General features: G+C 50.6%; 12 protein-coding genes. 6 read left to right on the plus strand and 6 right to left on the minus strand.

The genetic code is table 11. From position 1 onward, the window contains the following. The first annotated feature begins 1 nt into the window (after position 1). Complete coding sequence (gene recG / locus FH968_RS15915; RefSeq protein ID WP_139881245.1) at positions 2-2,083, plus strand: ATP-dependent DNA helicase RecG; 2,082 nt, start codon at positions 2-4, stop codon at positions 2,081-2,083. Positions 2,084-2,087: 4 nt separating this feature from the next. Here the strand turns inward: recG and gltS are convergent, their stop codons facing one another. Next, positions 2,088-3,290 (minus strand): sodium/glutamate symporter, encoded by a 1,203-nt coding sequence (gene gltS / locus FH968_RS15920; RefSeq protein ID WP_139881247.1) that lies wholly within the window; start codon positions 3,288-3,290, stop codon positions 2,088-2,090. Between the two features lie 229 nt (positions 3,291-3,519). Between gltS and FH968_RS15925 the strand changes: the two genes are divergently transcribed. Continuing rightward, positions 3,520-4,911 carry an NCS2 family protein gene (locus tag FH968_RS15925; RefSeq protein ID WP_139881249.1) on the plus strand — a complete coding sequence of 464 codons (1,392 nt, stop codon included), beginning with the start codon at positions 3,520-3,522 and terminating at the stop codon, positions 4,909-4,911. 125 nt (positions 4,912-5,036) lie between these two features. Then, positions 5,037-6,719, plus strand: a complete 1,683-nt coding sequence (locus tag FH968_RS15930) for an AsmA family protein (protein WP_139881251.1) — start codon at positions 5,037-5,039, stop codon at positions 6,717-6,719. A 14-nt stretch (positions 6,720-6,733) separates the two neighbouring features. On the opposite strand, the gene fabY is transcribed toward FH968_RS15930, so the two are convergent. The 5 genes from fabY to typA all read right to left on the minus strand — a co-directional run bounded on the left by fabY (position 6,734) and on the right by typA (position 11,603). Further along, positions 6,734-7,675, minus strand: coding sequence for a fatty acid biosynthesis protein FabY (fabY, locus tag FH968_RS15935; RefSeq protein WP_139881253.1), 942 nt, complete (start codon positions 7,673-7,675; stop codon positions 6,734-6,736). A 44-nt stretch (positions 7,676-7,719) separates the two neighbouring features. Beyond that, positions 7,720-8,157, minus strand: coding sequence for a D-aminoacyl-tRNA deacylase (gene dtd, locus FH968_RS15940; protein ID WP_139881256.1), 438 nt, complete (start codon positions 8,155-8,157; stop codon positions 7,720-7,722). Further along, a complete protein-coding gene (locus tag FH968_RS15945; RefSeq protein WP_139881258.1) occupies positions 8,154-9,026 on the minus strand; it encodes a virulence factor BrkB family protein in 873 nt (290 codons plus the stop codon). Before FH968_RS15945 ends, dtd begins: the two co-directional genes overlap by 4 nt. Then, the gene (yihX, locus tag FH968_RS15950) at positions 9,023-9,619 is read right to left on the minus strand and encodes a glucose-1-phosphatase (protein WP_139881260.1); all 597 of its coding nucleotides are present in this window, start codon (positions 9,617-9,619) and stop codon (positions 9,023-9,025) included. The genes FH968_RS15945 and yihX overlap by 4 nt, the downstream gene beginning before the upstream one ends. Positions 9,620-9,776: 157 nt before the next feature. Further along, on the minus strand, positions 9,777-11,603 hold the full coding sequence (typA, locus tag FH968_RS15955) for a ribosome-dependent GTPase TypA (RefSeq protein WP_139881262.1): 1,827 nt from the start codon (positions 11,601-11,603) through the stop codon (positions 9,777-9,779). A gap of 375 nt (positions 11,604-11,978) precedes the next feature. Between typA and glnA the strand changes: the two genes are divergently transcribed. The 3 genes from glnA to glnG all read left to right on the plus strand — a co-directional run bounded on the left by glnA (position 11,979) and on the right by glnG (position 16,123). After that, positions 11,979-13,388: a glutamate--ammonia ligase gene (gene glnA, locus FH968_RS15960; RefSeq protein ID WP_139881264.1), complete on the plus strand. Its 1,410-nt coding sequence runs from the start codon at positions 11,979-11,981 to the stop codon at positions 13,386-13,388. Between the two features lie 267 nt (positions 13,389-13,655). Continuing rightward, positions 13,656-14,705, plus strand: a complete 1,050-nt coding sequence (gene glnL / locus FH968_RS15965) for a nitrogen regulation protein NR(II) (protein ID WP_139881266.1) — start codon at positions 13,656-13,658, stop codon at positions 14,703-14,705. A gap of 8 nt (positions 14,706-14,713) precedes the next feature. Continuing rightward, positions 14,714-16,123 carry a nitrogen regulation protein NR(I) gene (glnG, locus tag FH968_RS15970; RefSeq protein ID WP_139881268.1) on the plus strand — a complete coding sequence of 470 codons (1,410 nt, stop codon included), beginning with the start codon at positions 14,714-14,716 and terminating at the stop codon, positions 16,121-16,123. The last annotated feature ends 22 nt before the right edge of the window (positions 16,124-16,145 follow it).

A 16,145-nucleotide genomic window follows, 5' to 3' on the forward strand; every position in this document is an offset into this window, starting at 1 on the left:
GATGAAAGGCCGTTTGCTGGATGCCATACCGTTAAGCACGCTTGCCGGAGTCGGCGCTAGCCAGAGCGGTAAACTGGCGAAAATTGGCCTGCACACCATTCAAGATCTTCTTCTCCACCTGCCGCTACGCTACGAAGACCGCACACAACTCTACCCAATTAACGACCTGCTGCCGGGTATTTACGCCACGGTGGAAGGGGAAGTGCTGAACTGTAATATCAGTTTTGGCCGCCGCCGGATGATGACCTGTCAGATTACTGACGGCTCCGGCATCCTGACCATGCGGTTTTTCAACTTCAATGCAGCGATGAAAAATAGTCTCTCGACCGGTAAGCGTGTTCTTGCCTACGGCGAAGCCAAACGCGGCCAACAAGGTGCCGAGATGATTCACCCGGAGTACCGCATTCAGGGCGATCTCAGTACGCCTGAATTGCAGGAAACTCTGACACCTGTTTATCCCACCACTGAAGGTATTCGCCAGGCGACTTTGCGTAAGTTGACTGACCAGGCTCTGGAACTGTTGGATACCTGCGCTATTGCCGAATTACTCCCCGCTGATTTGAGCAAAGGGATGATGAGTCTGCCAGAGGCCCTGCGAACATTGCATCGCCCACCTCCATCTATGCAATTGGTCGATCTGGAAACAGGGAAACATCCGGCTCAGCAGCGTTTAATTCTTGAAGAACTTCTGGCACATAACCTGAGTATGCTCGCACTACGCGCAGGCGCGCAGCGCTACCACGCTTTGCCTTTGCATAATCATGATGAATTAAAAAACCGCCTGTTAGCAGCTCTTCCGTTTAAGCCGACTGGTGCACAAGAGCGTGTCGTGGCAGAAATCGAGCACGACATGGCGCTGGATGTGCCAATGATGCGTTTGGTGCAAGGTGATGTGGGTTCGGGTAAAACTTTAGTTGCCGCGTTTGCTGCACTGCGTGCGATTGCACATGGCAAACAGGTGGGACTGATGGCACCCACTGAATTGCTCGCCGAGCAACATGCCAATAACTTCCGCCAATGGTTTGCGCCATTAGGTATTGAGGTGGGTTGGCTTGCAGGTAAGCAAAAAGGCAAAGCGCGAATCGCACAACAAGATGCAATAGCCAGCGGCCAAGTATCAATGGTAGTGGGAACACACGCTATCTTTCAGGAACAGGTGCAGTTCTCCCAACTTGCGTTGGTTATCATCGATGAACAGCATCGTTTTGGTGTCCACCAGCGCCTGGCGCTGTGGGAAAAAGGGCAAATCCAAGGATTCCACCCGCACCAATTAATCATGACCGCAACACCGATTCCGCGCACATTGGCCATGACCGCTTATGCCGATCTGGACACCTCAGTGATTGATGAGCTGCCACCAGGCCGCACGCCAGTCACCACCGTCGCGATTCCAGACTCGCGGCGCAACGATATTATTGATCGTGTACGCATTGCTTGCAGCGATGAAGGCCGCCAGGCGTACTGGGTTTGTACCCTGATTGAAGAGTCTGAATTGTTAGAAGCACAGGCTGCAGAAGTCACGTGGGACGAGCTAAAAATCGCCCTGCCTCATCTGAATGTCGGCCTGATTCATGGCCGCATGAAGCCGCAAGAAAAGCAGACTGTGATGCAGGCGTTCAAAGAAGGGTCGATTCATTTGCTGGTTGCCACAACCGTTATTGAAGTCGGCGTTGATGTTCCCAATGCCAGCCTGATGATTATCGAAAACCCTGAGCGTCTGGGCCTTGCGCAACTCCATCAGCTTCGTGGCCGTGTGGGCCGTGGCGCGGTGGCATCGCACTGCGTGTTACTTTATAAGTCACCGCTGTCGAAAACGGCACAACTGCGTTTACAAGTACTGCGCGATAGCAACGATGGTTTTGTGATTGCACAAAAGGATTTGGAAATTCGTGGACCAGGGGAATTACTTGGCACGCGCCAGACGGGGAATGCCGAGTTTAAAGTGGCAGATTTGCTACGTGATCAGGCAATGATTCCGGAAGTACAGCGCCTTGCACGCCATATCCATGAACGTTTCCCGGAACAGGCAACCGCGCTCATTGAGCGCTGGATGCCTGAAACGGAACGCTATTCAAACGCTTGATGACTTAGCCAAACAACGGCAACATCAAGTACAACTTGATAACCAACGCGTTGACGATATCAATAAAGAACGCACCGACCATCGGAACCACCAGGAACGCCATGTGCGACGGACCGAAACGTTCGGTAATCGCCTGCATGTTGGCGATAGCCGTTGGTGTTGCCCCCAGGCCAAATCCACAATGCCCAGCAGCAAGTACCGCTGCATCGTAGTTTTTCCCCATCAGGCGATAGGTCACAAATATCGCGTACAACGCCATAAAGATGGTTTGCACCGTCAGAATTGCCAGCATCGGCAATGCCAGTGACGCCAGTTCCCACAACTTCAAGCTCATCAGCGCCATCGCAAGGAACAACGATAAACTCACGTTACCCAGCACGGATACTGCACGTTCAAAGACGCGATAGAAACCGAGAAGCGCCAGGGAATTACTGAGAATAACCCCGATAAACAGCACACAAACAAACGTTGGTAACTCGAAAGAAGTGCCCTGAATCAGGTGCGCCACAAATTTACCGGCAGTCAGACAGATGGCAATTAACGCGATGGTTTCGATCATCACCATAGAGGTGATTACGCGCCCTACAGCGGGTTTTTCGAAGGCCGTTGGGTCAATGCTATCTTCAGGGGAGCCATTGGGTGTTGATGAGTGTTTGACCAGATATCGTGCCACCGGCCCGCCAATCAAACCACCCAGAACCAGACCAAATGTTGCGCAAGCCATAGCCACTTCGGTCGCATTCTGGAAGCCGTAACGCTCGATAAACAGCTTACTCCAGGCGGCACCTGTACCATGCCCACCAGATAACGTAATTGAACCCGCCAGTAATCCCATTAATGGATCAAGCCCCAACAGGCTCGCCATACCAATACCGATAGCGTTTTGCATTACCAGCAAACCCACTACCGCAACCAGGAAAATACCGACAACTTTGCCACCTGCACGCAGGCTGGAAAGGTTCGCGTTCAGGCCGATAGTGGCAAAGAAAGCGAGCATCAATGGGTCTTTGAGACTCATATCAAATTCAAATTCCCAGCCGACGCTTTTTTTGAGCACCAGCAAGGCAAGGGCTATTAACAGGCCACCCGCGACCGGTTCAGGGATTGTGTATTTTTTTAGCAGCGGTATGGTGTGGACCATTTTTCGGCCCAATAACAACACGAGAGTTGCAGCAACAAGGGTAGAAAGGGTGTCGAGATAAAACATATTAGTGCTCCTGTTTGCGCATATTTCTCACAGACGCTTTTAATTATCCTTCACTGGAATTTCAGGTTCTAGAAAAGTCAGCAGCCGGATTTTAACCAAAAAACAGTAGAAAGTTATATAAAAAGCTCGGCATATATACTTTTTATCTTAGGGAACATCACAAGCAAACGTTTGCTTTTACCCTTCAGTCCGCTAAAATCAGCATCTTTTCACCAAGGGATAATTTCTGATGTCTGTTAATGCTGTTGAGCCTGAAGATACGCAACCGATTGCTCAGGCTCGTTCCAGTGAATTGATTTACCGCCTCGAGGACAGACCGCCTCTCCCACAAACTCTTTTTGCTGCTGGTCAGCATTTATTAGCCATGTTTGTTGCGGTGATCACGCCGGCAATGTTGATTTGCCAGGCTCTGGGACTTCCAGCTGAAGATACCCAACACATCATCAGTATGTCGTTGTTCGCATCAGGTGTTGCATCGATTATCCAGATTAAAGCCTGGGGCCCGGTTGGCTCTGGGCTTCTGTCTATTCAGGGCACCAGTTTTAACTTTGTGTCACCGCTAATAATGGGTGGCATGGCATTGAAAAATGGCGGGGCCGACGTCCCAACTATGATGGCGGCTCTGTTTGGCACATTAATGCTGGCAAGCTGCACGGAAATGCTGTTATCGCGCTTCCTGCATTTGGCTCGCCGCATTATCACACCGCTGGTTTCCGGTGTGGTGGTTATGATTATAGGTCTTTCCTTGATTCAGGTTGGCCTGACGTCTATCGGCGGTGGTTATGCGGCCATGAGCGACCATACATTTGGCGCGCCGAAAAACCTGCTGCTGGCGGGTGCGGTTCTGCTGGTTATTATTTTGCTTAACCGTCAGCGCAACGCTTACTTACGCGTGGCTTCGCTAGTTATCGCTATGGCTGCGGGTTATGCGCTCGCTTGGGCAATGGACATGTTGCCTGACGTTGCTCCAAGTACCAATACTGACCTGATTATGGTACCAACGCCGCTTTACTACGGTCTGGGCATTGACTGGAATCTGCTTATCCCGCTGATGCTGGTCTTTATGGTGACTTCACTGGAAACCATTGGTGATATCACAGCAACATCTGACGTTTCCGAACAACCCGTATCCGGCCCGCTTTATATGAAACGCTTGAAAGGTGGCGTACTGGCTAACGGCCTGAACTCTTGTGTTTCCGCCGTGTTCAATACCTTCCCGAACTCTTGCTTTGGTCAGAACAATGGTGTGATTCAACTTACTGGCGTTGCCAGCCGCTATGTCGGTTTTGTGGTGGCGTTGATGTTGATTGTCCTGGGTCTGTTCCCGGCAGTGAGCGGGTTTGTACAACACATTCCTGAGCCAGTTTTAGGTGGCGCGACTATCGTGATGTTTGGCACTATCGCCGCATCCGGCGTGCGAATTGTTTCCCGCGAGCCACTCAATCGCCGTGCGATTATGATTATTGCACTGTCACTGGCAGTCGGTATGGGTGTGTCTCAACAGCCACTGATTCTACAGTTCGCTCCTGACTGGTTGAAAACGTTACTCTCATCCGGTATTGCTGCCGGTGGTATCACCGCCATCGTGTTAAACCTGATTTTCCCGCCTGAGAAAAATTGATGTACTTCACGCGCTGGTGATTTGTTCGCTCCGGCGCGTGTTACCCCTCCTGACAATCCCATCCTTGAGCTATAACGGTAAATGGGGCATAACACCCTTACCGAAACTTCATGGGATGGAAGACAATGAAATTTCTCGGAAAGCTAATTATTGCGTTATTGGTTGTCATACTTGTGCTGCTGCTTGCCGGCTATCTTTTGCTTCAAACTCGTTGGGGAGCCAGCCAGATAAGCAGTTGGGTCAAAGATAAGAGTGACTACAATTTCTCTTTTGAAGAGATGAATCACCGTTGGACATCGCCCACACATGTCACGCTGACGAAGGTTACTTTCGGGCGGAAAGGCCAGCCAGCAACACTGGTGGCGCAAAATATCGATATCGACTTGAGCTCGCGTCAGTTTTCAGAGCCGTTTCATGTCGACAAAATTCTGCTGCAAAATGGAACGCTAAACATCAGCCCCGATGCTGCTCCATTGCCATTCCAGGCCGATATGCTGCAATTAAGCGATATGGCCCTCAACAGCCCAAATACTGAATGGGATTTACATGCCCAACGCGTCAATGGTGGCGTTATCCCCTGGCAGCCACAGAAAGGAAAAGTACTGGGAAATACTGCAGATATTCAATTTAGCGCCGGCTCTATGACGCTCAACGGTGTTCCTGCCACCAACGTATTGTTGCAAGGTGCGATTAATAACGAACAGGTAACGCTCTCAAATATCGGTGCTGATATTGCCCGAGGCTCACTTACCGGCAGTGCAAATCGCCTTGCAGATGGCTCATGGCAAATTGGCAGCCTGCGTTTGAACGACATTCGCCTGCAAACAGACAAATCCATTGCCGATTTCCTGGCACCACTCACCACCGTGCCTTCTCTCACTATTGATAGCCTCGAAGTTACGGATGCGCGCCTGGAAGGCAAAGACTGGGCCATGACCGATTTAGATCTGAGTTTGCGAAACCTGACGCTGGCAAATGGCGGTTGGCAAAGCGATGACGGGCGGCTATCGATGAATGCCAGTGATTTCATCAACGGTGCACTGCATTTGAACGATCCGATTGTGAATATCGACTTTAACCAGCAAACCGCCACACTGCGCCAGTTCACTTCCCGCTGGGAAAAAGGGATGGTTCGCGCCTCGGGTGAATGGCAACGCAATGAGAAAAAGCTGGCGCTTGATGAGCTGGTTTTTGCCGGGCTTGAATACACGCTGCCCGCAGACTGGAAAGCACGCTGGATGGAGCCATTACCGGAATGGCTAAATACGGTGACAATTAAAAAGCTGTCGGCAAACCGAAATCTGGTTATCGACATCGATCCCGCCTTCCCGTTCCAGTTCACCGCATTAGACGGTTCGGCAGATAATATCGAAGTCGTGCGCAATCACCAATGGGGTATCTGGAGCGGCAATGCCACGCTAAACGCGTCGGCAGCAACGTTCAACCGCGTAGATGTTCGTCGCCCATCGATTTCATTGACGGCCACCGATAGCCAGATTTCGATTACTGAGCTGAGTGCTTTCACCGGAGATGGAATGCTGGAAGCGACTGGGGCAATCTCACAAACGCCTCTACGAAATACGGCGATTAATCTGCGTGGGCGTTCAGTGCCAGTCAATGTGTTGCAGCAATGGGGATGGCCTGTTTTGCCACTGGAGGGCAACGGTAATTTGCAGCTGTCCGTTACGGCTAGCCTTGCCGCGCAAACACCGTTGAAACCCACGGCGCACGGGACATTGCAGGTTACAAGCGCAGATGGCAAACAAGTTCAGCAAACAATGCAGAATGGGGAAGTACCCGGCGCGTAAGTGCCGGGTAGTTGTTATTCTTCTTCGTTGCCACCTTCTTCAAGCGGGCCGAAAGGTTTAGCTGGCAGCACCAGATACACACCTTCAAATACAGCCCCTTGTTCTTCATCGCCAAAAAGCTCAACTTGCAGCGCAACGCGAGCTTTGCGGCCCCTCGCCAGGCGGTCAAGATCGCCACTTAGCGAACCGAGATCGGCAATCGCGCCAGGCCTTCCGGTGATCGGGCTGCTATATCGAATATGCGCATCGGCAAGAATAATTGTGCCACCGAGATGACGTTCACGAAGCATCAGCCAAATCAGCCCCCATCCAGTCAGCGTTGCCAGTGAAAACAGGCTGCCCGCGAACAAGGTCTGATGCGGATTTTGATTGCCCGCTTCCGGCATGGTGGTAATGAATTTTTGCCCAGTGTATTGCAAGATGCGCACACCCATTTTTTCGCTTAATGGAATGTGTTCATACCACGCCTGCTGTAGCTGCCCGCACCAATCGGCGCGGTGGAGAATATCATCCAGCGAGGCAATACGTTTAATCATCAAGAAATGGCGAATGGGTGTGGTTGAAGGCGTGGTAATTTCACCCTGGTTCTCAAAACCCAACTTGGCAAAGAACTCTACGGCATCTTCACGTGCGCTGCATACCACGCGTTTGACCCCTTCCTGGCGCGCAACCGACTCAAGCGTCATCGCCACCAGCGTACCTAGCCCTTTATCTTGCACAGAAGGGTGAACCGCCATGAAACGGATTGCCGCTTCGTTATCTGCATTGATATACAAGCGGCCAATGGCTACCGGGTTGCCTTCTTCATCCACCACCATTTGATGATGGGCCATGGCATCCCACGCATCGCGCTCGGAGCCTTTGGGTTGATGCAGCGGCTTGCGCAACATTTCCCAACGAAATTGGTAGTAGAGCTCAAGCTCTTCTTCGGTTTGCGGTACGCGAAGGTGATACATACATGTACTCTCTCTTATTACGCGGGACCGTAAATGCTGCGAATTCAGACCTGTAACCAAAACGTCACCGGGCCATCATTAGTCAGGCTGACCTGCATGTCGGCAGCGAAGCGCCCGGTTTCGGCCACAATGCCCTGTTGTCGACAGCGCTTAATAAAGTATTCATATAACTCTTCTGCAAGCTCAGGCGCAGCGCCACCCGAGAAGCTCGGACGCATGCCGCGCTCGGTATCCGCAGCGAGGGTAAACTGCGAAACCACCAACACACTGCCACCTGCTTGCTGGACATTCAGGTTCATTTTGTCGTTTTCATCGCCAAAAATACGGTAACCCAAAACACGTTCGCACAGACGATTCGCTTTTTGCTCGTTATCTTCTTTTTCGACACCCAATAACACCAAAAGTCCTGGGCCAATTTCACCCGTCACTTCACCGTCCACGGTGACGCGAGCGTGGGTGACGCGCTGAATTAATGCAATCATGGTTCTTCCAATTCTTCCTGCTGCGCTTCGCTGCGAAGCCTGCGGTAGTCGCCGAGAGTGACAGTAATTTCGGCTCCGAGCAACACGATACACCAGGTCCAGTAGACCCAAACAAATAATATGGGGATCACGGCTAACACACCGTAAATCAATTGATAAGAGGGAAACATGGTGATGTAGAGGGCAAAGCCTTTTTTCCCCAGTTCAAATAAAACTGCCGCCACCAAAGAACCGATTAACGAATCGCGGACTGGAACCCGGGCAATGGGGACAATGCTGTATAGCATCCAAAATGATAGCCAGGACAACAGCAGCGGAAAGATGCGCAATACCTCATCAATTACACTGTTAAAACCTGTAGCCCAGCGCAATGACAGTAAATACGAACTGATCGCCAGACTCGCCCCGGCCAGCAACGGACCAAGCGTTAAAATCATCCAGTAAACGGCAAAAGAGTAGATTTTTGGCCGCGTACGCGTGCTGCGCCAGATAGTGTTTAAAGCGCTATCGACGGCGTACATCAAAAGTAGCGAGGTGACTATCAACCCACAAGCTCCCACAGCAGTCATCTTGGTGGAGTTAGCAACGAACTGTTCAATGTAGCGCTGGATGATATCGCCCGTGGCGGGCATAAAGTTTGAGAAAACGAAGTGCCGGAGCTGAACGCTGATATCAGCAAACATGGGGAAAGCAGCAAACAAGGCAAACACGACTGCAACCAATGGCACCAACGAGAGCAATGACACGTAAGCAAGGTTACCTGCAAGCGTAGTCATATTGTCGTGGTCGATACGATGCCAGAGCAACTTACCCCAGGCGATATACGGCCTGAGGTGTTGGCTCGCTTTACGATGAACGTCTTTTATCATAGATTTTTTGCGAAATATCCGGGCACCGTGTCTTTTCCGGTCACCAAAATGCTGGTGATACCCAACTGTTGGGCTCCCTTAATATTATCGGCGTTGTCGTCAAAAAAGACCGCCTCATTCGCAGAAAAACCTTCTGTCTCGAGCAGTTTTTGATAGATCTCGACGTCTGGTTTACGCATCCCCATTTCCTGAGACAGATATATTTTATCTGCAGCTTGGGCAATTTGAGGATATTCGCCCGGCCAGAAATAAGTGTGTAAGCGGTTGGTATTAGAGAGCACAACAACGCGATGGCCCTGCTCGCGCAGCTTGTTCATGACAGCGATAACGTCTGGGCGCAAGCCAACAAATATCGCCTGCCAGCCTGTGGAAAACTGATCAAAACTCAATGCCATACCCATTTCTTCACATACTGCCGCGGCGAATTCCTCATCGGTAATTTGCCCGCGTTCATGGCGCTTAAATGCCTCTCCCATTACAAAACTTTTTTGCAAATTCGCTAGTGGTACGCGGCTGTAATCGCTCCAAACCCCCATCACGCGGTTGAAGTCGATATCAACAATGACGTTGCCTAAATCAAAGATATACAGCATAAGCCTCTCCTTTGCGCATGGACAAATAACTGTAGCGGTAAAGGGTGCCTTTGACTAACGTTGGTGCAAATGCTTTCCAGATTCTGCGAACTATTGGGCAAAAAAAAGCCCCGCCTAAAAAGGCAGGGCTTCAATACGATTTAGCAGAAAAAGAAACTTACGCTTCTTTGCCGCCACGACCTGCGCGTTTGCGGTCGTTTTCAGTCAGGTGACGCTTACGAATACGTACGGAAGTCGGAGTCACTTCTACCAGTTCGTCATCATCGATGAATTCCAGAGCTTGCTCCAGAGACATCTTCAATGCAGGAACCAGAGTTGTTGCTTCGTCAGTACCGGACGCACGCATGTTGGTCAGTTTCTTACCGGTCAGGCAGTTTACAGTCAGGTCGTTAGAACGACTGTGAATACCGATGATCTGGCCTTCGTAAACTTCTGCACCATGGCCCAGGAACAACTTGCCGCGATCTTGCAGACCGAACAGAGCAAACGCAACCGCTTTACCCTGGCCGTTAGAGATCAGCACGCCGTTCTGACGTTGGCCGATTTCGCCTGGTTTCACGTCGTCGTAATGGCTGAATGTGGAGTACAGCAGACCAGTACCAGAAGTCATGGTCATGAACTCAGTACGGAAGCCGATCAGGCCACGTGCTGGGATCAGGTAATCCAGACGGATACGGCCTTTGCCGTCAGGGATCATGTCTTTGACATCGCCCTTACGCTCACCCATCGCCTGCATTACAGAACCCTGGTGCTGTTCTTCGATGTCCAGAGTTACGTTTTCGAACGGCTCTTGCATACGGCCATCGATCATACGGTTGATTACTTTCGGACGGGACACAGCCAGTTCGAAGCCTTCACGACGCATGTTTTCGATCAGTACAGACAGGTGCAGTTCGCCACGGCCGGATACACGGAATGCGTCCGCATCTTCGGTTTCTTCAACACGCAGCGCAACGTTGTGCACCAGCTCTTTGTTCAGGCGGTCAAGAATCTGACGAGAGGTAACGAATTTACCCTCTTTGCCACAGAACGGAGAGGTATTGACGTTGAAGAACATGGTAACAGTTGGTTCATCAACAGACAGTGCTGGCAGCGCTTCAACATTTTGCGTATCGCAAAGTGTATCGGAGATGTTCAGCTCGCCCAGACCGGTAATCGCGATGATGTCGCCTGCTTCCGCTTCGGTGGATTCAATACGCTCCAGACCGAGGTGGGTCAGTACTTTACCGACTTTACCGTTACGAGTTTTACCTTCGCTGTCGATAATGGTGATTTGCTGGTTAGGTTTCACTTTACCGCGTTTGATGCGACCAATGCCGATAACGCCAACGTAGTTGTTGTAATCAAGCTGGGAGATTTGCATCTGGAACGGACCATCAGAGTCAACGTCTGGTGCTTTAACGTGGTCAACGATTGCTTGATACAGCGGAGTCATGTCTTCCGCCATTTCATTGTGGTCGTTGCCCGCGATACCCATCAATGCAGATGCATAGATGATTGGGAAATCGAGTTGCTCGTCGCTTGCGTCGAGGTTAACGAACAGGTCGAAGACCTGATCAACAACCCAATCTGGACGCGCGCCAGGACGGTCAACTTTGTTGATTACAACAATTGGCTTCAAACCATGGGCAAAAGCCTTCTTGGTTACGAAGCGCGTCTGCGGCATTGGGCCATCCATTGCATCAACGACCAGCAGAACGGAGTCTACCATGGACATTACACGTTCAACTTCACCACCGAAGTCGGCGTGTCCAGGGGTATCAACGATGTTGATACGGTAGTCATTCCATTTGATAGCGGTGTTTTTAGCGAGGATGGTAATCCCACGCTCTTTCTCCAAATCGTTGGAGTCCATCACGCGTTCGGTGGCTTCAGCACGATCGTTACTGAAAGTACCAGATTGCTGTAGCAGCTTATCAACCAGGGTAGTTTTACCATGGTCAACGTGCGCGATGATGGCGATGTTACGCAGATTTTCGATCACAACTTTGCCTCAGGCATTAGAAATAGCGCGTTATTGTACACGTATTAATCGAAGGACAGAACAGGATCACAAAGAACCTTTACAAACAATGTTGAAAGTAAGGGTTTGTGATCGCTTTCACGGAGCAAAAAAGGGAGCCACAACGAAAATTGCACCAATATGGTGCTCAATTCTCAGACTGAAGCACTACATTGGTGCAAACTATCCATCGTGGTGCAGCCCTTTTGCACTATACCGCGCATGATAGCGCCTTTTTGGGGTAATTTAAAAGTTGGCACAGATTTCGCTTTAATCATTTCAGGGCGAAAAGCCAATTAAGAAAGTATTGAACACCTCGTTACCACGACGACAATGACCAATCCGGGAGATTTAAGTATGTCCGCTGAACACGTATTGACGATGCTGAATGAGCATGAAGTGAAATTTGTTGATTTGCGCTTCACTGACACCAAAGGGAAAGAACAGCACGTCACTATCCCTGCTCATCAGATTAATGCCGACTTCTTCGAAGAAGGTAAAATGTTTGATGGCTCCTCGATTGGTGGCTGGAAAGGCATTAACGAATCTGACATGGTGCTGATGCCAGACCCAACCACGGCTGTCATTGACCCGTTCTTCGCTGATTCCACGCTGATCATCCGTTGCGACATCCTCGAACCAGGCACCATGCAGGGTTACGACCGTGATCCACGTTCTATCGCAAAACGTGCCGAAGACTACCTGCGCTCCACTGGCATTGCCGACACCGTGCTGTTCGGGCCAGAACCAGAATTCTTCCTGTTCGACGACGTTCGTTTCGGCAGCGCTATCAATGGTTCCCACGTTGCTATCGATGATATCGAAGGCGCATGGAACACTGGTACCAAATATGAAGGCGGCAACAAAGGTCACCGTCCAGCGGTTAAAGGCGGTTACTTCCCAGTTCCACCGGTTGATTCAGGCCAGGACCTGCGTTCTGCAATGTGTCTGACTATGGAGCAAATGGGGCTGGTTGTTGAAGCTCATCACCACGAAGTGGCAACTGCTGGTCAGAATGAAGTGGCTACCCGCTTCAACACCATGACCAAAAAAGCAGATGAAATTCAGATCTACAAATATGTGGTGCACAACGTTGCTCACGCTTACGGTAAAACTGCGACCTTTATGCCAAAACCAATGTTTGGTGATAACGGTTCCGGTATGCACTGCCATATGTCCCTGTCCAAGAATGGTGTAAACACCTTCTCTGGTGACAAATATGCTGGCCTGTCTGAGCAAGCGCTGTACTACATCGGCGGTGTTATCAAACACGCTAAAGCCATCAACGCCCTGGCTAACCCAACAACCAACTCCTACAAGCGTTTGGTCCCGGGTTATGAAGCTCCTGTTATGTTGGCTTACTCAGCGGCTAACCGTTCTGCTTCTATCCGTATCCCAGTGGTTGCCTCTCCGAAAGCACGTCGTATCGAAGTACGCTTCCCAGACCCAGCGGCCAACCCGTACCTGTGCTTCGCAGCACTGCTGATGGCTGGTCTTGATGGTATCAAGAACAAAATCCATCCGGGCGAAGCAATGGACAAAAACCTGTATGACTTGCCGCCAGAAGAAGCAAAAGAGATCCCACAAGTTGCTGGCTCTCTGGAAGAAGCACTGAACTGCCTGAACGAAGACCGCGAGTTCCTGACTGCGGGTGGCGTGTTCACTGATGACGCTATTGATGCTTACATCGCTCTGCGTATCGAAGAAAACGACCGTGTGCGTATGACTCCGCACCCGGTAGAGTTCGAACTGTATTACAGCGTTTAATGAGTTAGTAATCTCTGATGGATTTCGCGTTGTAGAAAGGCGGCAACTGAGTAAGTCCCAATGAGCTTAGTCCACTAAGTGATTTGGGCGAACGAAAGTAGCCAACTCAGCAGCAACGTGAAAGATGCAGAGATTTAGTTGCCGTGGAAACTTTTGGCCCATCTCATGATGGGCTTTTTTCTCCACAAATAACCTGTTGCCGCGATGTCTTTTGCCAACAGGAAACTATAATGCACCATCACAGTGCAAATTATCGGAGACTGCTTTATGGCAACCGGCACGCTGCCCGATGCTGGGCAGATCCTAAATTCTTTAATCAACAGCATTTTATTGGTCGATGACGAGCTGGCGGTGCATTACGCCAACCCGGCTGCACAGCAACTTTTGGCGCAGAGTTCGCGCAAGCTGTACGGCACCCCCCTACCGGAGCTGTTGAGTTACTTTTCGCTAAATATTGGCTTAATGCAGGAAAGCCTGACTGCAGGCCAGGGTTTTACCGATAACGAAGTCACATTGGTTATCGATAGCCGCTCCCATATTCTTTCCCTGACAGCACAACGTTTACCGGAAGGGTACATCCTGATGGAAATGGCACCGATGGATAATCAACGCCGTTTAAGTCAGGAACAGTTACAGCATGCTCAGCAAATTGCTGCTCGTGACTTAGTCCGTGGGCTGGCTCATGAGATTAAAAATCCTCTCGGTGGGTTACGTGGTGCCGCACAGCTTCTGGCTAAAGCCTTACCGGACCCGTCGCTGACTGAATACACCAAGGTGATTATTGAGCAAGCCGACCGTTTGCGTAATTTAGTCGACCGCCTTCTAGGCCCACAGCAACCGGGAATGCACGTTACCGAAAGCATTCACAAAGTCACCGAACGGGTGATGAAACTTGTGTCGATGGAGTTGCCAGCTAACGTAACGCTGGTAAGAGATTACGACCCAAGCTTGCCGGAATTGGCGCACGACCCCGACCAAATCGAACAGATTTTACTCAATATTGTGCGCAACGCGCTTCAGGCGTTGGGAAGTGATGGCGGTGAGATTGTGTTACGCACACGTACCGCTTTCCAACTTACGCTGCATGGCACGCGCTACCGTCTGGCTGCACGCATTGATGTTGAAGACAACGGTCCGGGAATTCCGGCCCATCTGCAGGACACACTATTCTACCCGATGGTGAGCGGACGTGAGGGAGGGACAGGTTTAGGTCTTTCTATTGCACGCAACTTGATCGATCAGCATTTGGGAAAAATCGAATTTAACAGTTGGCCAGGCCATACCGAGTTTTCGGTTTTCCTGCCTATTCGTAAGTAGAGGTCTTTATGCAACGAGGGATAGTTTGGATCGTTGATGACGATAGCTCCATCCGTTGGGTGCTGGAACGCGCACTAACTGGTGCGGGTTTAAACTGCACCACATTTGAAAGTGGCAATGAAGTCCTGAATGCTCTTGCAACCAAAACCCCGGACGTTTTGTTGTCTGATATTCGCATGCCCGGCATGGACGGTCTGGCGCTGCTAAAACAGATTAAACAACGCCACCCGATGTTACCGGTCATCATAATGACAGCTCATTCAGACCTTGAAGCCGCTGTGAGCGCTTATCAGCAAGGTGCGTTTGATTACCTACCGAAACCTTTTGATATTGATGAAGCTGTAGCGCTTGTTGAACGCGCCATCAGCCACTATCAGGAACAACAACAGCCACGCAATGTGCAAGTTAATGGGCCGACCACCGATATTATTGGTGAGGCGCCAGCGATGCAGGACGTCTTTCGCATTATTGGCCGCTTGTCCCGTTCATCAATAAGTGTGCTGATTAACGGCGAATCGGGTACAGGTAAAGAGCTGGTCGCTCATGCTCTGCATCGCCATAGCCCAAGGGTGAAATCGCCTTTTATCGCGCTGAATATGGCTGCTATACCAAAGGATTTGATTGAGTCCGAGCTGTTTGGCCACGAGAAAGGGGCATTTACTGGCGCCAATCAAATTCGCCAGGGCCGTTTTGAGCAAGCCGACGGTGGCACATTGTTCCTTGATGAAATAGGTGACATGCCGCTGGATGTGCAAACTCGTTTACTGCGTGTGCTGGCAGACGGGCAGTTTTATCGCGTTGGCGGCTATGCGCCAGTAAAAGTCGATGTGCGAATTATTGCTGCGACGCACCAAAACCTTGAGTTACGCGTACAAGAAGGGAAATTCCGTGAGGATTTATTCCATCGCCTCAACGTTATCCGCGTGCACCTGCCACCACTGCGCGAACGCCGCGAAGATATTCCTCGTCTTGCGCGCCATTTCTTGCAAGTGGCCGCTCAGGAGCTGGGCGTGGAAGCAAAGCTGCTGCATCCAGAAACGGAAAATGCTTTAACTCGAGTAGCCTGGCCTGGAAACGTGCGCCAACTGGAAAATACTTGTCGTTGGTTAACAGTGATGGCTGCGGGCCAGGAAGTATTGATTCAGGATTTACCCGCAGAATTGTTCGAGACAACCATCCCGGATAGCCCGACGCATTCTCAGTCAGATAGCTGGGCTACACTTCTGGCACAATGGGCAGACCGCGCATTACGCTCCGGTCATCAGAATTTACTTTCTGAAGCTCAACCAGAAATGGAGCGCACGCTACTAACGACTGCTTTGCGTCATACACAAGGCCACAAGCAGGAAGCAGCAAGATTACTCGGTTGGGGACGAAATACTCTGACACGTAAGCTAAAAGAGCTTGGCATGGAGTAGCACGGAACTGATTGAAGAAACG

Origin of the sequence: Buttiauxella sp. B2, assembly GCF_006376615.1 — a bacterium.
Taxonomy (GTDB): Bacteria; Pseudomonadota; Gammaproteobacteria; order Enterobacterales; family Enterobacteriaceae; genus Buttiauxella.